We start from the raw sequence: 18,408 nt of genomic DNA on the forward strand, positions 1-18,408 counted from the left end.
TACGGCAACCGCAGGAGGCCGTCTACGCCCGGCCGCCTGTGTGGCCCGGCGGGTCGGCTACGGCGTCCACCCCGGGTCGCGGCCGCTCAGTCCGACCGTACGGTCGAGCAGCGGGGCGGCTTCGGGGACGGGCACGACGGGGCCGAAGATGCCGCCCCCGTCGTCCCCCTCGTCGGCGGCGGCCCGCAGGAACGTGTGCGAGGCCCGCAGCGCGGCCGGGTCGGGGGCGTACTCCTGCCCGGTGGCCCGCGCCAGGTCCCAGCCGTGGATGACGAGCTCGTCGGCGGCGACGGAGCCCGCGACCGCGCCGGGCAGGTCGACGCCGCCCGCGCGGGTCATGCCGGTCCAGGCGGCCGGGTCGCGCCAGGCGTCGGCCAGTTCGTCGAGCGCCTTGGGCAGTGCCTCGCGCCAGTCGGGGCCGATGTCCGGGGTGGCGGTGCCCGGAGGGGTGGCGGTCGTGGGGCCCAGGTCCTTGCGGGCGGCGTCGCGGAAGGCGACGGCGAGGCCGGTCAGGTGCCCGACCAGGTTGCGGACCGCGTAGTCCGGGCAGGGCGTACCGTCCGCGAGCTGCTCGTCGCGCACGCCCTCCGCGAGGCGCGCGATGATCCGGGCCTGGGGTCCGAGGTCGAAGGTCGTCATCGTGTCGGTCATACGGGGTAGACCGCCCGCACACCGAAAACTCATCGCACCCCGGCCTCGACCTGTACGCCCGGCGGGGCCCGTACCGAGCCCGTACCACCGCGTGCCCCGGCCCGAACAGCGGGATTCCCGGCGGGGGCCCTCAGCCGGCGGCCAGTGCCCCGCGTACGGCCTCCAGGTCGGCGTCCGACGCCAGCCCGGCGTGATACAGCCGCAGTTCCGTCGCCCCGAGTTCCCGCGCCCGCGCCGCGTCGGCCGCGAGGGTGCCCGGGCTGCCGCCCATGCCGGAGACGACGCCGAAGTTGGCCGCGACGACCGCGCCCGCGCGGCTCTGTTCGGCGAAGGGCGTCAGCAGGCCGGGTCCGCCCGCGCAGGGCACGACGACACCGTCCGCGACGGACAGGATGTGCGCGGGGTCGACGCCCGCGTTGGCGCCCACGTGGTACGTCACGGGGTCGGCGTGCAGCAGGATCTGGAAGCCGTCGGGCGCGGCGTCGCGCACCGCCCGGACCGCCGTCTCCTGAAGGGTGCGGGCCCGCTCGTCGCGCCACGCGCGCGTGGCCGCCGCCGTCTCCTCCCCGAGCAGCTTCTCGACCCCCGCCCAGCCCCCGTCGTCCGGCGCCCCCTGCCACAGCGGCTCCAGCGCGTCCCGTACGGCGGCGGCGAGCGCGTCGGCGTCCAGGCCCTGGGCGCCGTAGCCGGCCCGGCAGGTGGGGCAGAAGCAGAGCGCCATCAGGTAGAGGCCGGCGTCCCCGAGGCCGATGCCGCCGGTCTTGTCGTGGGCGTGCAGGTGCTGGAGGCCGTACCAGCCGAGGGACTCCAGTTCGGTGCCGCTCGCGCCGGGGCGTACGGCGGCCTCGGCGGCGAGTTCGACGAGGTACGCGCGCGTGGCGGGCTGCGCGATGCACGGCGCCCATGGGTAGCGATCGCCGTAGGCGTTGACGACCGAGGTGTCCGGATGGTCGGCGCCCAGGCGGGAGTTGTGCGCGAGGACCACCCAGGTGTGCACGTCGAGACCGGCCCGCGCGAGCGCGTCGGCGGCCTCCCCGTAGGCGTCGCCGGGGGCCCAGTCGCCGGCCGGGTACGGGCGCAGGGCGCGGCCCTTCCAACGGGCGCCCTCCGGGTCCGTGGGGTACAGCACGGCCGCGTGCTCGGCGGTGACGATGCGGTGGCGCGGGTGGCGCGGGGTGAGCGCGCGGGTGGAGTGGTAGGCGGCGGCGAGGGTCGCCTGCCGCACGCCGAGCGCGGCGATACGGGCCGGGGCCCCGGGATCGCCGACGACGTCCCAGGGGTAGACGAATGTCGACGCCTTCACTACTTGGCCTCCTCTTCCAGCACCAGCAGCGCGTAGCCGCGTTCGATCACCAGGGCGAGTTGCTTGACATGATCCTCGCTCGGTTCGTGCAGCGGCGGGCGGACCTCCCCGACGTCGAGCCCGCGCAGCCGGACGCCGGCCTTGACGAGGGAGACGGCGTAACCGCGGCCAAGCGCGCGTAGTTCGACGAACGGCCGGTAGAAGCCGTCGAGCAGGCGGTGGGCGGTGGTGTCGTCGCCGGTGGTGAGCGCCCGGTGGAAGGCGAGGGCGAGTTCGGGGGCGAAGCAGAACACGGCCGAGGAGTAGAGGGTGACGCCGAGGGCCCGGTAGGCGAGCTGGGTCTGTTCGGCGGTCGGCAGGCCGTTGAAGTAGAGGAAGTCGCCGGGGACCTCGGTGCGGACGGCGCTGACGATCCGCTGCATGAGGTCGAGGTCGCCGAGGCCGTCCTTGAGGCCGATGACGCCCTCGGTGCGGGCGAGCCGTACGACCGTCTCCGGGGTGAAGACGGCGTTGTCGCGCTGGTAGACGATCACGGGGAGCGCGGTCGCGGCCGCGACCTCCCGGTAGTGGCGCAGCAGGCCCTCCTGGGCGGCGACGACGAGGTAGGGCGGCAGGGCGAGCAGACCGTCCGCCCCGGCCGCCTCCGCCAGCTTCGCGTAGCGCACGGCGAGCGCGGTCCCGTAGCCCGCGCCGGCGACGACCGGCACCCGCCCGCCGGTCTCCTCGACGGCCGCCCGTACGCAGGCCTCGAACTCCTCCGGCGTGAGCGCGTGGAACTCCCCCGTGCCGCAGCAGGCGAAGACGGCCGCGGCGCCGGCCTCCACCCCGCGGCGGACGTGCGCGCGGTAGACGTCGAGGTCGACGGCGCCGTCGGGGCCGTAGGCGGTGACGGGGAAGAACAGCGGTCCGCTGGGGATACCGAGCCGGGCGGCGAGAGGGGCTGGCGTCACGGGCTCTCCCTTGAACTGACGCGTACGTTCTTCTGACCCACGTCCACATTTCTGAACAGGCCCACCCTAAAGAGCCGCCTTATGTCGGGTCAAGCAGGCAAATGACCAAGAGGGCAGCGGATTTCCCAGGTCCGCGCCACACTTGACGGGTACAGCGAGGGATCCATAACTTGTCCACGCATGTGAATGCCGACCACACATGAGGCCGCCGACCCAAGGAGACCGAGGATGCCCGCTCCCCGCACCGTTCTGCTCACCGGCGCCGCCGGCGGGCTCGGCACCCTGATGCGGGAGCTGCTGCCGACATACGGCTACGAGCTGCGCCTGCTCGACCTGCGCCCGATCGAGGGCGAGCCGGAGGCGATCGTCGCGGACCTGGCCGACAAGGCGGCGGTCCGGGAGGCCGTGCGGGGCGTCGACGCGGTCCTCCACCTCGCGGGCATCTCCCTGGAAGCCCCCTTCGAGAAAATCCTCGAGGCGAACATCGAGGGCACCTACCACCTGTACGAGGCCGCCCGTGAGGAGGGCGTCGGCCGGATCGTCTTCGCCTCCTCCAACCACGCGGTCGGCTACGCCCCCCGCCCCCGGGGCGACGCGCCTCTGGACGCGGCCGACCTCATCCCGGTCGACGTCCCGCACCGCCCGGACACCTTCTACGGCCTGTCCAAGGCCTTCGGCGAGGATCTCGCCCAGCTCTACTGGGACCGGCACGGCCTGGAGACGGTGTCGGTGCGCATCGGCTCCTGCTTCGCCGAGCCGACCAGCGTGCGCATGCTGTCGCTGTGGATGAGCCCGGCCGACGGCGCCCGCCTCTTCCACGCGGCGCTGACCGCCCCGGGCGTCGGCCACACCGTCGTCTACGGCTCCTCCGCCAACACCCGCCTGTGGTGGGACCTCGGCTCCGCGCGGGCGCTCGGTTACGAGCCGCAGGACGACTCCGAGCCGTACGCCGAGAAGCTGATCGCCGAGCAGGGCGAACTGGACCCGGAGAACATCGCCCACGCCCACCTGGGCGGCCACTTCGTCAACGACCCGCCGATCTGGCCGTACTGACCCTCCCTCACGGTCCTTTCGGGACACGGGCGGGCACCGAACGGGCCCGCCCGCCGCCGCATCCGGGCATCCGCGCTGCCCGAACCCACCCGCCTCCCGGCTCCACCGCAGGTCCGAGGCGGGCGGCCGGTTCGGGAAACGGGCCGAGACGGGCACCAACAGGCCCGCGACAGGCCTGTTCAGTGCCGCGCACCCGCTGTAGAACTTCCCCCGTGGACCCCACCGGGCGACGCCGGGCCCGAACGGGCAGGGCGAACGGGCAGGACAGCGGAAGAGCGAGGTGACGGCATGACCCCGAGGACGGCGGAGGACCGGCAGCGCGCGATCGTGCGCACCGCACGCGCCACCGGCTCGGTCGACGTCGCCGCGCTCGCCGTCGAACTGGGCGTGGCCAGGGAGACCGTACGGCGGGATCTGCGCACCCTGGAGGACCACGGGCTGGTACGCCGTACGCACGGCGGCGCCTATCCCGTGGAGAGCGCCGGCTTCGAGACCACGCTGGCCTTCCGCGCCACCAGCCACGTCCCCGAGAAGCGCCGGATCGCGGCCGCGGCGGCCAGGCTGCTCGGGGACGCCGAGACCGTCTTCGTCGACGAGGGCTTCACCCCGCAGCTCATCGCCGGGGCGCTGCCCAGGGACCGGCCGCTGACCGTGGTCACCGCGTCCCTGCCGGTCGCGGGCGCGCTCGCCGAGGCCGAGAACATGTCGGTGCTGCTGCTCGGCGGCCGGGTCCGCTCCGGCACGCTGGCCACCGTCGACCACTGGACGACGAAGATGCTGGCCGGCTTCGTCGTCGACCTCGCCTACCTCGGCGCCAACGGCATCTCCCGCGAGCACGGCCTGACCACCCCGGACCCGGCCGTCGGCGAGGTCAAGGCGCAGGCCGTGCGGGCGGCGCGCCGCGTGGTGTTCGCGGGCGTGCACACCAAGTTCGGCGCGGTCGGCTTCTGCCGGTTCGCCGAGGTGGGCGTGCTGGAGACGATCGTGACGAGCACCCTGCTTCCGACGGCCGAGGCCCATCGGTACTCACTGCTGGGACCACAGATCATCAGGGTTTGAAAAACCAACTCACCCACCATGGGGCACCTCCATACGGCACCCCCATGCCCCACCACGCGCGATACGTCCCTCTATGTCCAGGAGCGATCCATGCGAACCCAGAGCCGACGGAGGCCGCGAGCCACGCTCGCCGCGGTCGCCGCAGGGACGCTGCTCGCCCCGCTGCTCTCCGGCTGCTGGGCCGGGGCCGGCGGGGCGGGTTCCGGCGGCGACTCCATCAACGTCCTGATGGTCAACAACCCGCAGATGACGGAGTTGCAGAAGCTCACCGCCGACCACTTCACCAAGGAGACCGGCATCAAGGTCAGCTTCACCGTCCTCCCCGAGAACGACGTCCGCGACAAGATCAGCCAGGACTTCGCCAACCAGGCGGGCCAGTACGACGTGGCGACCCTGTCGAACTACGAGATCCCGATCTACGCCCGCAACGGCTGGCTGCACGAGATGGACTCCTACGTCGCGAACGACCCGGCGTACGACGAGCAGGACGTCCTGAAGCCGATGCGCGAATCCCTCACCGCCGACGACGGCAAGCTCTACGGCCAGCCCTTCTACGGCGAGTCGTCCTTCCTGATGTACCGCAAGGACGTGTTCGCGGCGAAGGGCCTGACGATGCCCGCGCACCCCACCTGGCAGCAGGTGGCCGACCTGGCGGCGAAGACGGACGGCGCCGAGCCCGGCATGAAGGGCATCTGCCTGCGCGGGCTGCCCGGCTGGGGCGAGGTGATGGCGCCCCTGACGACGGTCGTGAACACCTTCGGCGGCACCTGGTTCGACAAGGACTGGAAGGCGCGGCTGAACTCGCCCGAGTTCGAGAAGGCGACGAAGTTCTATGTCGACCTCGTCCGCGCGCACGGCGAGTCCGGGGCCGCCCAGTCCGGCTTCGCCGAGTGCCTGAACAACATGACCCAGGGCAAGGTCGCCATGTGGTACGACGCGACCTCCGCGGCCGGTTCCCTGGAGGCGGCGAAGTCCCCGGTCAAGGGCAGGATGGGGTACGCGCCGGCCCCCGTGGAGCGGACCGCCGCCTCCGGCTGGCTCTACACCTGGGCCTGGGGCATCCAGAAGGCCTCCCGCAACTCCGACAAGGCCTGGAAGTTCGTCTCCTGGGCGTCGGGCAAGCAGTACGAGCAGCTCGTCGGCCAGAAGGTCGGCTGGTCCGACGTGCCGGCCGGCAAGCGGGCGTCGACGTACACGAACGCCGACTACGTCCAAGAGGCCGCCGCCTTCCAGGAGATGACGAAGCAGGCCATCGAGGGGGCGAAGCCCAACGACCCCGGCGTGCAGCCGCGCCCCGCGCCCGGCATCCAGTTCGTCGGCATCCCCGAGTTCACCGACCTCGGCACCAGGGTCTCCCAGGAGATCAGCGCGGCCATCGCCGGACGCCAGTCCGTCGAGACGGCCCTGAGGAAGTCCCAGAAGATCGCCGAGCGGATCTCCGAGGAGTACGAGGGACGATGACCGCGACGACGACGGCCCCGCCGGCCACCGCACCCGTACGCCCCCTGCGGCAGCCCTCCGCCCGCCTGCGCGCCTGGGCGACCCGGGCCCCGCTGCTCCCCGCCCTGGTCTTCATGATCGTGGTCACCCAACTCCCCTTCGTGGCCACGCTGGTGATCTCCTTCTTCGACTGGAACGCCCTCTACCCCAAGGCCCGCCGCTTCACCGGCCTCGACAACTACCACCAGGTCCTGACCGACGCCGACCTGCGCCACTCGGTGTGGACGACCATCCTGCTGACGGCGACCGTGGTGCTGGTCAGCCTGGTGCTCGGGCTGGCCCTGGCACTGCTCCTGGACCGCCGCTTCCGCGGCCGGGGCGTGGTCCGCACGCTGCTGATCGCGCCCTTCCTGGTGGTCCCGGTGGCCGCGGCCCTGCTCTGGAAACACGTCCTCTACAACCCCGAATACGGCCTGCTCAACGGGCTTTCGCACTACGTGGGCGGCCCCCAGCCCGACTGGATCTCCGACACCCCGCTGCTCGCCGTCGAGGCCTCCCTCGTCTGGCAGTGGACGCCGTTCATGATGCTGATCCTGCTGGCCGGACTGCAGAGCCGCGACCAGCAGCAGATCGAGGCGGCCCGGGTGGACGGCGCGAGCGACTGGCAGATCTTCCGCCACCTCACCCTCCCCCACCTGCGCCGCTACCTCGAACTCGGCGCCCTGCTCGGCTCGATCTACATCGTGCAGAACTTCGACGCGGTCTTCACCATCACGTCCGGCGGCCTGGGCACGGCGAACCTCCCCTACACCGTCTACCAGAGCTTCTACCAGGCCCACGAGAACGGCCTCGCCTCGGCCGCCGGCGTCCTGGTGGTCATCGGCTCGATCGTCATCGCGACCTTCGCCCTGCGGGTCGTCTCGTCCCTGTTCCGCGAGGAGGTGTCCCGCGCATGAACGTCGTACGCCGAGGCGGCCTCGGGCTGCTGGCCTGGGTGGCCGGGATCGTGTTCTTCCTGCCCGTCGCCTGGATGGCCCTGACGTCCCTGCACTCCGAGCAGGACGCGGCGACCAACCCGCCGTCCTTCACCGCGTCGCTCACCCTCGACGGCTACCGCGAGTTCTTCGGCACCGGCGGCGGCGCGAGCCCGTGGCCGGCGCTGGTCAACTCGACGGTGGCGTCGCTCGGTTCGACCGTCCTGGTCCTGCTGCTCGCCCTCCCGGCGGCCTACGCGCTGTCGATCCGCCCGGTGCGGAAGTGGACGGACGTCCTGTTCTTCTTCCTGTCGACGAAGATGCTGCCGGTGGTGGCGGGCCTGCTGCCGATCTACCTGTTCGCGAAGAACGCCGGGCTGCTGGACAACATCTGGCTCCTGGTCGTCCTCTACACCTCCATGAACCTGCCGATCGCGGTGTGGATGATGCAGTCGTTCCTGTCCGAGGTCCCGGTGGCGATCATCGAGGCCGCGCGGGTGGACGGGGCACGGCTGCCGACGATCCTCGCGCGTGTGGTCGCCCCGATCGCCCTGCCGGGCATCGCGGCGACGGCCCTGATCTGCTTCATCTTCAGCTGGAACGAACTGCTCTTCGCCCGGGTGCTCACCGGTGTGGTCGCGGAGACCGCCCCCGTCTTCCTGACCGGCTTCATCACCAGCCAGGGCCTGTTCCTGGCGAAGGTGTGCGCCGCGTCGCTCGTCATCTCCCTGCCGGTGCTCGCCGCGGGGTTCGCCGCCCAGGACAAACTGGTCCAGGGCCTGTCCTTGGGAGCCGTGAAATGAAGGCCGCCGTCATCGAGTCCGTGGGCCGCGCCGTCGTCACCGAGGTCCCCGACCCGACGCCCGGGCCGCGCGAGGTCGTCGTAGAGGTCGCCGCCTGCGGTCTGTGCGGCACCGATCTGCACATCCTCCAGGGCGAGTTCGCGCCCAAGCTGCCCCTCGTGCCCGGGCACGAGTTCGCGGGCGCGGTGGTCGGGGTGGGCGCCGAGGTCACGGAGGTCTCCGTCGGCGACCGAGTGGCCGTGGACCCCTCGCTGTACTGCTACGAGTGCCGGCAGTGCCGCACCGGCCACAACAACCTCTGCGAACGGTGGGCCGCGATCGGCGTCACCACGGCGGGCGGGGCCGCGCAGTACGCGGTGGCACCGGCCGCGAACTGCGTACGGCTGCCCGAGCACGTCCGCACACAGGACGCGGCGCTGGTGGAGCCCTTGTCGTGCGCGGTGCGCGGCTACGACGTGCTCCGCTCGCGCCTGGGCGCGCATGTGCTGATCTACGGCTCCGGGACGATGGGCCTGATGATGCTGGAGCTCGCGAAGCGCACGGGCGCGGCCAGCGTCGACGTCGTCGACGTCAACCCCGCGCGCCTGGAGACGGCCCGTCGGCTGGGCGTCTCCGGGTCGGCGGCGAGCCCGGACGAGCTGGAGCGGCCACAGGGCTGGGACGTCGTCGTGGACGCCACGGGCAACGCGGCGGCGATCCAGGACGGCCTGGACCGGGTGGCGAAGGCGGGGACGTTCCTGCAGTTCGGGGTGGCGGACTACGCGACCCGGGTGACGATCGACCCGTACCGGATCTACAACCAGGAGATCACCATCACCGGGTCGATGGCGGTCCTGCACAGCTTCGAGCGGGCGGCCGAACTGTTCGCGAACGGCGTGCTGGACGCGGACGTCTTCATCAGCGACCGGATCCCGCTGGAGCGCTACCCGCAGGCGCTGGAGCAGTTCGCGGCGGGGGTCGGCCGCAAGATCGTCGTGGTGCCCTGACGGCTTTTGACACCTTTGACAGCTTCGGGCTCAGGTAAGGGAACGGCAAAGTGATGCCGTTCGTTCACCCGGCATGACAGCTATGACCCCCGGCTCGAACATCCCTCTCCCCGTCGCGCGCGTGACGGTGGACGTCGCCGCCCCGGTGCGGCTCGACGTTTCGGGCCTGCTGCTCACCGCAGACGGCAAGGTGCGCTCCGACGACGACTTCATCTTCTACAACCAGCCCAGCGGCCCCGGTGTCACGTACCGCACCGGCGGGGGTACGGCGCCCGACGCGATCGTCGTCGACACGGCCGCGCTCCCGCCCGGCATCGAGAAGATCGTCATCACCGCGAGCCCGGACGGCGCGGGCCAGACGTTCCAGGGCGTCGAACCGACGGCGACGATCCGCGGCGCGGACGACAACAGCGTCCTGGCCACCTTCACGCCCCCGCAGCTCGGCGGCGAGACGGCGCTGGTGGTCGTGGAGATCTACCTCAGGAACGGCGCCTGGAAGGCCCGCGCGGTCGGCCAGGGCTACGCCAACGGCCTGGCCGGCATCGCCACCGACTTCGGCGTGACGGTGGAGGAACCGGCACCGGCCGCAGCCCAGGCCCAGCCGGTCGCCCCGCCCACGCCGACGATGCGGACCCCGGTGGCGCCCTCGGCCCCGCCCGTGGACCCGCGCCTCGCCGCTCCCGCGCCGCCCGCCGCTCCCCCGGCCCCGCCCGCCGCCGCGCCGGGCACCGGGAAGATCAACCTCGACAAGGGGCGCGTCAGCCTCCAGAAGAACCAGACCGTCTCCCTCGTCAAGGGCGGGCAGCCGCTGCTCTCGCAGGTCAAGATGGGCCTCGGCTGGGAGCCCGCGTTCCGCGGCAAGGACATCGACCTGGACGCATCGGTCATCGCCTACGGCCCCCAGCGCAACCACATCGACAGCTGCTACTTCGGCAAGCTCTCCATCGTGAACGGCGCGATCAAGCACTCCGGGGACAACCTCACCGGCGAGGGCGGGGGCGACGACGAGGTGATCGTCGTCGACCTCGGCCGTCTCCCGCAGGAGGTGTCCGGTCTGGTCTTCACGGTGAACTCGTTCTCCGGCCAGAAGTTCACGGAGGTCGCCAAGGCGTACTGCCGCCTGCTGGACGCCGCGACCGGCGAGGAACTCGTCCGCTTCGACCTCACCGGCGCCGAACCGCAGACGGGCGTGCTGATGGCCAAGCTCATCCGGCAGTTCTCCGGTGAGTGGGAGATGACGGCCATGGGCGACTTCGTGAAGGCCCGTACGGTGCGGAACATGGTGAAGCCGGGCGCCCAGGCCCTGTAGCCGCGTCGCCGTCGTCGCCCGTAGACGTCCCCGACGCCAGTAGACGTCCCCGACGCATGTAGACGTTCCGCTGCCGGGCGCCCGCCACCAAGGGGGCGCCCGCAGCCGTCACCGCGCGGGCGGCCGCAGGCCCTCCGTCAGCAGCGACACATACCGGCGGATGGCACCGCTGTCGCCCTTCGCCAGCTCCGACGCCGTCGCCACCCCGTGCGCGAGGCGCAGTACGTCGATCGGCTCGACGTCCGCCCGCAGGGTCCCCTCCCGCTGCGCCGCCCCCACCAGCCGGGCCGCCGCGTCCTTCATGCTGCTGCCGCAGGCGGTGACCGCGGCCGCGCCGCCGTCCGTGACGGCGGAGCCCAGCAGTGACTTCAGGCCGCGGACCTGGATCGTGCCGACGCACAGCTCGTTGAGCCAGGCCACCAGCGCCTCGCCCGGCGGGAGTTCCCCGCCGAGTTCGTCGGCCCGCGCGGCGAGCGCCTCGATCCGGTCGAGGTAGGCCGCCTCCAGCAGCGCCTGACGGGTCGGGAAGTGCCGGTACAGCGTGCCGGATCCGACGCCCGCGCGCTTGGCGATGTCGTCGAGGGAGGCGCCCTCCCCATGCTCGGCGAAGGCCTCCGCCGCCGCCTTCAGCAAGCGCTCGTAGTTGCGGCGAGCGTCCGCGCGCATGGGCCTGACCTGCGTCATCCAGTTACTCCTCGCGCCGACGTCGTGCTGCCCGCATGTTCCACCACATCACGCGGCGACACCAGACGGGGCACGCGGTCGCGGGCGGTGTCTGGAACAGGGTGGCGTCTAGAACAGGGCGCTGTACGCGTTCAGCGCGGGCTGCCCGCCCAGGTGCGCGTACAGCACGGTGGCGGCGCGGCCGATCTCGCCGCGGGCGACCAGGTCGACGAGCCCGGCCATCGACTTCCCCTCGTAGACGGGGTCGGTGACCATGCCCTCGGTCCGCGCGGCGAGCCGCATCGCCTCCAGGGTCGTCCCGTCCGGGACTCCGTAGACACCGGCGTGGTAGCGCTCGTCGAGTTCGACGTCCTCGACGGTCAACTCCCGCCCCACACCGATCAGTTGACCGGCGCCGTGCGCGATGCGGGCGATCTGCTCGCGGGTCTCGGCGGGCCTGGCGGAGGCGTCGATCCCGATGACGCGCCGGGGCCGCCCGCCCGCCTCCTCCAGCGCCGCGAACCCGGCGACCATGCCGGCCTGGGTGGACCCGGTCACGGAACACACGATCACGGTGTCGAAGAAGACGCCCGACTGCCGCTCCTGCTCGGCGACTTCGTACGCCCACCCGGCGAACCCGAGCCCGCCGAGCGGATGGTCGGAGGCCCCGGCCGGGATGGCGTACGGCTTCCCGCCCGACTCCTCGACCTCCCTGAGCGCCAGCTCCCAGCTCTCCTTGAAGCCGATCCCGAACCCGGCCCGGACGAGCCGTACGTCCGCTCCGGCGAGCCGGCTGATCAGGATGTTGCCGACCTTGTCGTACACGGAGTCGGGCCACTCCACCCAACTCTCCTGCACCAGAACGCACTTGAGCCCGGCGCGGGCGGCGCAGGCCGCGACCTGACGGGTGTGGTTGGACTGCACCCCGCCGATCGACACGAGCGTGTCGCACCCCTGCGCGAGCGCGTCGGCGACCAGGTACTCCAGCTTGCGCGTCTTGTTCCCGCCGTACGCGATCCCGGAGTTGCAGTCCTCCCGCTTGGCCCAGAGGGCGGCGCCGCCGAGGTGGGCGGTGAGCCGTTCCAGCGGGTGGACGGGCGAGGGCCCGAAGAGGAGGGGGTAACGCGCGTACGAGGAGAGGGACTTCACGGCCATGGAGCCTCCTTGGCTCAGTCGGGTTCGCCTCAGCCGGTTCGCCTCAGCCGGTTCGCCTCAGCCGGCATCGTCGGCCAGGTCGACCAGATCGGCGAGTTCGGCCAGCGTGCGCCAGATCTCCGCCGTGACACGGACCGCCTCGGTCGCGTCACCGTCGGCGCAGGCCTCGATCAGCCGTCCGTGCAGTCCGGCCGAACGGCAGGTGCCGCCCTCACCGAAGCGCCGTCGCTCCAGCCGCCGGATGAGCGGGGTGTAGCGGGCGATGGTGGCGGCGGCCGCGCGGTTGCCGGCGGCCCGGACGAGGATGTCGTGCAGCTCGTCGTCGGCGCGCAGCGCGGCGTCGACGTCGCCGGCGGTGACTGCGGCCGTGAAGCGTTCGTTGGCCGTGCGCATCGCCTCGACGTCCGCCGCGAACAGCCGGGGCACCGCGACCCGGGTGGCCAGCTCGTGCATCGCCCCGACCACGGCCGCCGCGTCCCGTACGTCGCCGGCCACGACCGGGGTCACCCGCGTGTAGCTCTGCGGCTTGCTCTCCAGCAGCCCTTCGTCCACCAGCCGCGAGAACGCCTCCCGCACCGGCGCCCGGGACAGCCCGAGCCGCTCCGCGAGTTCGGCGTCGCGCACCACCGCACCGGGTGCGATGTCCCCGGCGACGATGGCGTCCCGGATGGTCTCGTAGGCGCGGTCCCGCAGAAGGGTGCGGCGGACGGGTCGTAGAGGCTCCACAAACTGAAATGTTAGATATCGGCCGCCCCGCGAACAAGCCCCGAACCCACCTCGAACCAACCCGGACCCACCCGAGTGAGCAGACGCCCTATCGGACGGCCCACGGCCAGTCGGCGTCCCGGGTGGCTTCCAGCAGCGGCACCATCCGGAAAGCCGCGTCCGAGAGCCCGCCGAAGGTGTGCCGGTTCGCCTTCCCCGACGGGCCGTGGCCCACGCGGTACCCGGCCAGGTTCCAGGTGTAGACCGGCACATTCGCCGGGACCTGGTCGGTCGGGTCGCCGTGGTGGCTGAAGGCGTACTGCTCGTCGGTGATGATCAGGACGCGGTCCTGCCCCCGGTAGTGCGCGCGGATCGCCGAGGTGGTGTCGGTGCCGCCCAGGTCGCCGAAGCGCTCCAGGATCTTGAGCACCGACTCGCCCGCGCCGGTCTCCAGTCGCTTGCTCATGGTGCCGAACTCGACGAGGTCCGCGTCGGCCGCCCGCAGCGCGAGCGCCGTGCCGAAGATCGCCGCCGCGTCGGCCCTGTTGAGCTCGGAGCGGTCCGACAGCCGGGAGTAGAACATCGAGCCCGAGCGATCGACGAGCACCAGCGTGCGGCCGGGCAGCGCGGGCACGTTGGCCAGCGAGTGTCCGAGCGCCTGCTCCAGCGGGTACGCCCAGCGCAGCGAGGGCGCGTGCCGGTACGCGGCGAGGTAGCGGAAGGGGAACTGCCGCGAGCGCGCGACCTCGGCGGGATCGCTGATCTTCGCCGCCACCTGCGCGGCCACCTCGTCCGAGACGCCGGCCTCGTCGAAATTGCGCAGATTTCGGAGCAATGCCATCGACCCCATGGACGGAATCACGGCCTCCCAGGCCGCGTTGTCCATCGGCCCCTGCAGCCAGCCCGCGAGCGCCTCCCACGTCATCCCGGCCGCCGCCAGCCGCTCGGCCCCGCCCTCCGACGTCACCACCGCGCGCCGCTCCCCCACCGGCAGCGCCATCAGCTCGCGGTGCGCGGTCAGGACACGGTTGGAGGCGGGCGGCACGGCGGTGTCCGGGTTGTGCCGGCGGTCCAGGGCGTACTGGAACAACTCGCCCTGCCACGGCTTGTCCGGGTCCGGCGCCGCGTGCACCACGTTGAGGATGTCGCCGAAGCGGTAGCCCTTGGACGCGGTGTCGTACTTCAGCAGCGACCTGCCGCCGTAGAGCCGCCGTACGGCGTCGGCGACCCCGCGCTTGACGGGCTTGGGGACGTTACGGCCGTACGTCGCCGTCCAGTACGCGAGCAGCTCGCCGGGCTCGTCGGGACGCCGCAGCACGGAGTCCACGACCTGCCGGTTCGAGGGACCGTCCGTGGCGCCCGCCGCCAGACGCGCGTGTACGTACTCGGCGGCGCCGACGATCGCGGCGGTACGGAGGTTGCCCTCGCCGCGCAGCCAGCCGAGCAGGCCGGCCGTCCAGGACGGGTCGCTGACGGCGAGTTCGCGCACGAGGTTCGCGAAACGGTCGTCGCGATCGGCGCCGGACTCGTAAAAGGTCTGCTGGGAGACGAAGTTGGCGATCGCCAGCAGGAAGAGCTCGGAGCGGGCGTCCCGCTCATGGCCTCGGCCGCCCTGGTGCGTACGGAGCACCCGGCCCGTGGTGGTCACGGGCGAGGTGGGCTGCGCCTTGGCGGTACGGGTGTTGAAGCGCGCCATGCTGAATTCCCCCCGAATTCATGGTGATTCCGAAAGGGAGGCGCAGCAGAGGGAAGGTGCCCGAGATCGGGAGTCGGCGACGGACTAAGCCAGATGCTCTACCCAACTGAGCTACACCGACCTGAAGTCGATGACGGGACTCGAACCCGCGACCGTCCGATCCGATGAAGTAACCGTTGCCTGCGCACCGGGCACCCACCGTATGCTGCGCCTCCCGAGATCAAGTCGGCGGCGGCGCTGGATTCTTTGGAAGAGAAGTAGCCGCTGCCTTCGCACCGGGAGGTGCGCTGTTCGTGATCTCACTGTAGGAGGCGCGGCATCGCGCGGGCGAGCGAATTAATGACGACTCATCGCTTACCGCTTCTGCCGCTTCCAAGGCCCCGTGATCGCGAGCATGATGCCCGGTGTCTGGATGTTGGCGAACAGGGTGTGGCCGTCGGGGGAGAAGGTGACACCGGTGAACTCGCTGTATTCCGGCTTCTCTTCGGTGCCGATGTTGAGTTCATTGCGGGCGATGGGGTAGGTGCGGCCGCTGTCGGTGGCGCCGAACAGGTGCTGGACGCCCTCGCCGTCCTCGGCGATGACGAGGCCGCCGTAGGGGGAGACCGTGATGTTGTCGGGGCCGTCGAACGCGCCGTCGGCGGACGGGTCGGGGTTCACGCCGAGCAGCACCTTCAGGGTGAGGGTGCGGCGCTTGGGGTCGTAGAACCAGACGGCGCCGTCGTGTTGTGCGCCGGGGCTCTCCTCACGGGCGTACGAGGAGACGATGTAGGTGCCGCCGTCGGCCCACCACATGCCCTCCAGTTTGCGGGCGCGGGTGACCTGGCCGGCGGCGAACTGCTTGCGGACGGGGACGGTCTTCGCGTCGCGGTCGGGGACGGTCACCCAGTCCACGCCGTACACCGTGCCGATCTTCGTGGCGCGGGACAGGTCGTCGACGAACTTGCCGCCGGAGTCGAAGCACTTGAAGGCCTCCAGGACGCCGGCGTCGTCGGCGAGGGTGCGCAGCTTGCCGCGCCCGTGGTGGAAGCCCGCCGGCGGGGTCCAGCGGTAGAGCAGGCCGTTGGGGCCGGAGGCGTCCTCGGTGAGGTAGGCGTGGCCGCGCCTGGGGTCGATGACGACGGCCTCGTGGGCGTACCGGCCCAGCGCCTTGACGGGCTTGGGGTTCCGGTTGGCGCGACGGTCGGCGGGGTCGACCTCGAAGACGTAGCCGTGGTCCTTGGTCATGCCGTTCTGGCCGGCCTTGTCCTCGGTCTCCTCGCAGGTGAGCCAGGTGTCCCAAGGGGTGCTGCCGCCCGCGCAGTTGGTGGAGGTGCCGGCGATGCCGACCCACTCGGCGACCCGGCCGCCGGGGCGCACCTCGACGACCGTGCAGCCGCCGGAGGCCGCCGGGTCGTAGACGAGGCCCTCGGTGAGCGGGACCGGGTACTGCCAGCTCGACCGCGGGCCCTTCAGCTCGTGGTTGTTGACGAGGAGGGTCGCGCCGCGCGGTCCGCGGAAGGCGGCGGTGCCGTCGTGGTTGGACGGGGTGATCTCGCCGGACTCCAGCGTGGTCTTCCCGCTGTGGGTGATGACGCGGTACGTGAAGCCGGCGGGCAGCGCGAGGATGCCGTCGGGGTCGGCGAGCAACGGCCCGTAGCCGACCCCGTGATGCCCGGCCGCCGCCGACGGCTCCCGCGATCCGTCCGCTGCGCCTGCCGCAGACTCGACGTCCGCAGGCTCGACGTCCGTGGACGCGAGGGCGTTCGGCGCGGTGGCGAGGGCGCCTACGCTGCCCGCCAGTGCGACCCCGGCACCGGTGATCGCGGATTGCCTGGCGAAGTCCCTGCGGGTGAGCGACATGGTGTCTCCTGAGACTCGGAAGTGCCGTGGAGTGGGACGGACCTCGGTTCGGCGACACCGTCCCGCGCATGCCTGAACGGGAGTTGAACGGGGAGCGACTTCAATGGACCCGCTTCCATGAGCCCGTACGGATCAGGCCACGAAAGCCCCAAGCCCCCCCTCAAACTCCCAAGTCCCCACGGGAGTCCGAAGAAGCCCCCTCCCCGAAAGAACCCGGGAAACGTCAACCGCCCTGCTGCGACCGTGCCTTGAACGCCGCCTTGCGTGCTTCCTTCGCGATGCGCTTGTCCGGGTGCAGGCGTCCCATCGCCTCCAGGACGTCCGGGGTCGCCGGGTGGTCGACGCGCCAGGCCGCCGCGAAGAAACCGCTGTGCTGCTGGGCCAACCCCTCGACGAGCGCCTGCAGTTCCTCGGAGTTGCCCTCGGCGGCGAGCTGCGCGGCCAGGGTGTCGATGGTGAGCCAGAAGACCAGGTCCTCGGAGGGGGCGGGGATGTCCGTCGCGCCGAGTTCGCTCAGCCATACGCGGGCGAGGCCGCCGAGTTCGGCATCGTCGAGAACGGTGCGCACGGCGGGTTCGGCCTGCGCGCCGAGGAGGGACAGGGCCTGCTGGCAGCGCAGTCGGCGCAGCGGGGCGCCGGGGTCCGAGCCGCGGGCGGCGGCCAGCAACTCCTGTGCGGCGGCGAGGGGTTCACGGCGGGCGAGCCACTGCTCGGTCTCGGCGAGGGCGGCGCGCGGGCCGTAGCCGGCGCTGCCGTCGAAGAGGGCGTCGGCGCCCTTGTCGGCGAGGTCCCCGACGGCCGGGGCCGCGAAGCCGGACTCCAGCAGCCGGGCCCGCAGCCCGTACAGGCCGAGCGGGGTGAGGCGCACCATGCCGTAGCGGGAGACGTCGGCCTCGTCGACCGGGACGACGGGCTCCTCCGCCACTGCGCCCGTCCCCGCACCCGTCCCCTCGACCGCCGCTTCGCCCGGCCCCTCTTCCACGTCCCCTTCCGCATCCCCGTCCACGTCCAGGTCCCCCAACAGCGCCTCGTCGACGGGCTGGTAGACGACGAGGCCGATCGGGTCCAGCAGCCGGAACTGTTCGTCGAGCCGCATCATCGCGTCGGAGACCTGCTCCAGGACGTCGTTGGTGGGCTCGTCCATGTCGCCGGGGATGATCATCGAGGCGGCGAGCGCGGGGAGCGGGACGGGGGCGTCGCCGGGGCCGTCCTCGCTGGCGGTCAGCAGGTAGAGGTTGCCGAGCACACCGTCGAGGAACTCGGCCTCGGCCTCCGGATCCCAGTCCAGCTTGGAGAAGTCGACCGCGCCGCCCTCGTCCATGACGTCGATCAGCGCGTCGAGGTCGGGCACGGCCGCATCCGCGATCACGGACTCCAGGGCGCCGAGCCAGACGGCGAGGACGTCGTGCGGGGAGCCGCCGGTGAGCAGCGCCAGGTCCTCGCCGGTCGCGACGGTGTCGGCCTGCTCGTCGACGACCTCCACGAGCCCGGTGTCCATGGCGAGCCGCCACGCCTCGCTCGCCTCGGCCGCCGCGTCGTCCCCGGCCAGTCCGAGCGCCTCGGCGGCGGCCGCCAACTGCTCCTCTACGAGCTGGCCGCCGGGGTCGACCCGGGTGCCGGGACCGGCCCAGCGGGCCAGCAGGGCGGCCCGGGAGAGCAACGGCGTGGACAGGGCGTCGCGCGCCAGCTCCGCTTCGGGGTGCAGCCGCACCGGCGGCAGGGGGGAGCTGTCTGACATCGGCTGGTTCTCCTCGGGCGCGGGGTGCCACCGGCCCGCCGGGGGCACGGGCACTGGGCCACTCAGCCTAGACGGATATGG

The 18,408-nt window shown here is 72.1% G+C and carries 16 protein-coding genes; 7 read left to right on the forward strand and 9 right to left on the reverse strand.

Annotated elements, in window-relative coordinates:
* Nucleotides 1-57: 57 nt before the first annotated feature.
* From OG352_RS10000 to OG352_RS10010, 3 genes are all read right to left on the reverse strand, one after another.
* On the reverse strand, nucleotides 58-651 hold the full coding sequence (locus OG352_RS10000; protein ID WP_329216104.1) for a TIGR03086 family metal-binding protein: 594 nt from the start codon (nucleotides 649-651) through the stop codon (nucleotides 58-60).
* A 130-nt stretch (nucleotides 652-781) separates the two neighbouring features.
* Nucleotides 782-1,954: a hypothetical protein gene (locus OG352_RS10005; RefSeq protein ID WP_329216106.1), complete on the reverse strand. Its 1,173-nt coding sequence runs from the start codon at nucleotides 1,952-1,954 to the stop codon at nucleotides 782-784.
* Complete coding sequence (locus OG352_RS10010) at nucleotides 1,954-2,904, reverse strand: 5-dehydro-4-deoxyglucarate dehydratase (RefSeq protein WP_329216108.1); 951 nt, start codon at nucleotides 2,902-2,904, stop codon at nucleotides 1,954-1,956. Before OG352_RS10010 ends, OG352_RS10005 begins: the two co-directional genes overlap by 1 nt.
* A 228-nt stretch (nucleotides 2,905-3,132) precedes the next feature.
* Here OG352_RS10010 and OG352_RS10015 point away from each other — a divergent pair, with 228 nt between their 5' ends.
* The 7 genes from OG352_RS10015 (at nucleotide 3,133) to OG352_RS10045 (ending at nucleotide 10,528) form a co-directional block, all read left to right on the forward strand.
* Nucleotides 3,133-3,957 (forward strand): NAD-dependent epimerase/dehydratase family protein, encoded by an 825-nt coding sequence (locus tag OG352_RS10015; protein ID WP_329216109.1) that lies wholly within the window; start codon nucleotides 3,133-3,135, stop codon nucleotides 3,955-3,957.
* Nucleotides 3,958-4,245: 288 nt separating this feature from the next.
* Nucleotides 4,246-5,016 (forward strand): DeoR/GlpR family DNA-binding transcription regulator, encoded by a 771-nt coding sequence (locus OG352_RS10020; protein WP_329216111.1) that lies wholly within the window; start codon nucleotides 4,246-4,248, stop codon nucleotides 5,014-5,016.
* Nucleotides 5,017-5,106: 90 nt separating this feature from the next.
* The gene (locus tag OG352_RS10025; protein WP_329216112.1) at nucleotides 5,107-6,477 is read left to right on the forward strand and encodes an ABC transporter substrate-binding protein; all 1,371 of its coding nucleotides are present in this window, start codon (nucleotides 5,107-5,109) and stop codon (nucleotides 6,475-6,477) included.
* Nucleotides 6,474-7,412 (forward strand): carbohydrate ABC transporter permease, encoded by a 939-nt coding sequence (locus tag OG352_RS10030; protein ID WP_329216113.1) that lies wholly within the window; start codon nucleotides 6,474-6,476, stop codon nucleotides 7,410-7,412. The genes OG352_RS10025 and OG352_RS10030 overlap by 4 nt, the downstream gene beginning before the upstream one ends.
* Nucleotides 7,409-8,233, forward strand: coding sequence for a carbohydrate ABC transporter permease (locus OG352_RS10035; RefSeq protein ID WP_329216114.1), 825 nt, complete (start codon nucleotides 7,409-7,411; stop codon nucleotides 8,231-8,233). The genes OG352_RS10030 and OG352_RS10035 overlap by 4 nt, the downstream gene beginning before the upstream one ends.
* A complete protein-coding gene (locus OG352_RS10040; protein WP_329216115.1) occupies nucleotides 8,230-9,219 on the forward strand; it encodes a zinc-dependent alcohol dehydrogenase family protein in 990 nt (329 codons plus the stop codon). The genes OG352_RS10035 and OG352_RS10040 overlap by 4 nt, the downstream gene beginning before the upstream one ends.
* Nucleotides 9,220-9,301: 82 nt before the next feature.
* Nucleotides 9,302-10,528, forward strand: coding sequence for a TerD family protein (locus OG352_RS10045; protein ID WP_329223776.1), 1,227 nt, complete (start codon nucleotides 9,302-9,304; stop codon nucleotides 10,526-10,528).
* A gap of 108 nt (nucleotides 10,529-10,636) precedes the next feature.
* Here the strand turns inward: OG352_RS10045 and OG352_RS10050 are convergent, their stop codons facing one another.
* The 6 genes from OG352_RS10050 to OG352_RS10075 all read right to left on the reverse strand — a co-directional run bounded on the left by OG352_RS10050 (nucleotide 10,637) and on the right by OG352_RS10075 (nucleotide 18,327).
* Nucleotides 10,637-11,212: a TetR/AcrR family transcriptional regulator gene (locus OG352_RS10050; protein ID WP_329216117.1), complete on the reverse strand. Its 576-nt coding sequence runs from the start codon at nucleotides 11,210-11,212 to the stop codon at nucleotides 10,637-10,639.
* Nucleotides 11,213-11,320: 108 nt separating this feature from the next.
* On the reverse strand, nucleotides 11,321-12,346 hold the full coding sequence (locus OG352_RS10055) for a 1-aminocyclopropane-1-carboxylate deaminase (RefSeq protein WP_329216119.1): 1,026 nt from the start codon (nucleotides 12,344-12,346) through the stop codon (nucleotides 11,321-11,323).
* 57 nt (nucleotides 12,347-12,403) lie between these two features.
* A complete protein-coding gene (locus tag OG352_RS10060) occupies nucleotides 12,404-13,072 on the reverse strand; it encodes a GntR family transcriptional regulator (RefSeq protein WP_329216120.1) in 669 nt (222 codons plus the stop codon).
* Nucleotides 13,073-13,160: 88 nt separating this feature from the next.
* The gene (locus tag OG352_RS10065) at nucleotides 13,161-14,747 is read right to left on the reverse strand and encodes a TROVE domain-containing protein (RefSeq protein WP_329216122.1); all 1,587 of its coding nucleotides are present in this window, start codon (nucleotides 14,745-14,747) and stop codon (nucleotides 13,161-13,163) included.
* Nucleotides 14,748-15,101: 354 nt separating this feature from the next.
* Nucleotides 15,102-16,589: an alkaline phosphatase PhoX gene (locus OG352_RS10070; protein WP_329216124.1), complete on the reverse strand. Its 1,488-nt coding sequence runs from the start codon at nucleotides 16,587-16,589 to the stop codon at nucleotides 15,102-15,104.
* Between the two features lie 223 nt (nucleotides 16,590-16,812).
* On the reverse strand, nucleotides 16,813-18,327 hold the full coding sequence (locus OG352_RS10075) for a hypothetical protein (RefSeq protein ID WP_329216126.1): 1,515 nt from the start codon (nucleotides 18,325-18,327) through the stop codon (nucleotides 16,813-16,815).
* Between the last annotated feature and the right edge of the window lie 81 nt (nucleotides 18,328-18,408).

Source organism: Streptomyces sp. NBC_01485 (genome assembly GCF_036227125.1).
GTDB lineage: Bacteria > Actinomycetota > Actinomycetes > Streptomycetales > Streptomycetaceae > Streptomyces.

Coding starts and splice junctions, on each gene's coding strand:
- OG352_RS10000 (WP_329216104.1), bottom strand. CDS start 651: ATGACCGACACGATGACGACCTTCGACCTCGGACCCCAGGCCCGGATC.
- OG352_RS10015 (WP_329216109.1), top strand. CDS start 3,133: ATGCCCGCTCCCCGCACCGTTCTGCTCACCGGCGCCGCCGGCGGGCTC.
- OG352_RS10020 (WP_329216111.1), top strand. CDS start 4,246: ATGACCCCGAGGACGGCGGAGGACCGGCAGCGCGCGATCGTGCGCACC.
- OG352_RS10025 (WP_329216112.1), top strand. CDS start 5,107: ATGCGAACCCAGAGCCGACGGAGGCCGCGAGCCACGCTCGCCGCGGTC.
- OG352_RS10030 (WP_329216113.1), top strand. CDS start 6,474: ATGACCGCGACGACGACGGCCCCGCCGGCCACCGCACCCGTACGCCCC.
- OG352_RS10035 (WP_329216114.1), top strand. CDS start 7,409: ATGAACGTCGTACGCCGAGGCGGCCTCGGGCTGCTGGCCTGGGTGGCC.
- OG352_RS10040 (WP_329216115.1), top strand. CDS start 8,230: ATGAAGGCCGCCGTCATCGAGTCCGTGGGCCGCGCCGTCGTCACCGAG.
- OG352_RS10045 (WP_329223776.1), top strand. CDS start 9,302: ATGACCCCCGGCTCGAACATCCCTCTCCCCGTCGCGCGCGTGACGGTG.
- OG352_RS10050 (WP_329216117.1), bottom strand. CDS start 11,212: ATGACGCAGGTCAGGCCCATGCGCGCGGACGCTCGCCGCAACTACGAG.
- OG352_RS10055 (WP_329216119.1), bottom strand. CDS start 12,346: ATGGCCGTGAAGTCCCTCTCCTCGTACGCGCGTTACCCCCTCCTCTTC.
- OG352_RS10065 (WP_329216122.1), bottom strand. CDS start 14,747: ATGGCGCGCTTCAACACCCGTACCGCCAAGGCGCAGCCCACCTCGCCC.
- OG352_RS10070 (WP_329216124.1), bottom strand. CDS start 16,589: ATGTCGCTCACCCGCAGGGACTTCGCCAGGCAATCCGCGATCACCGGT.
- OG352_RS10075 (WP_329216126.1), bottom strand. CDS start 18,327: ATGTCAGACAGCTCCCCCCTGCCGCCGGTGCGGCTGCACCCCGAAGCG.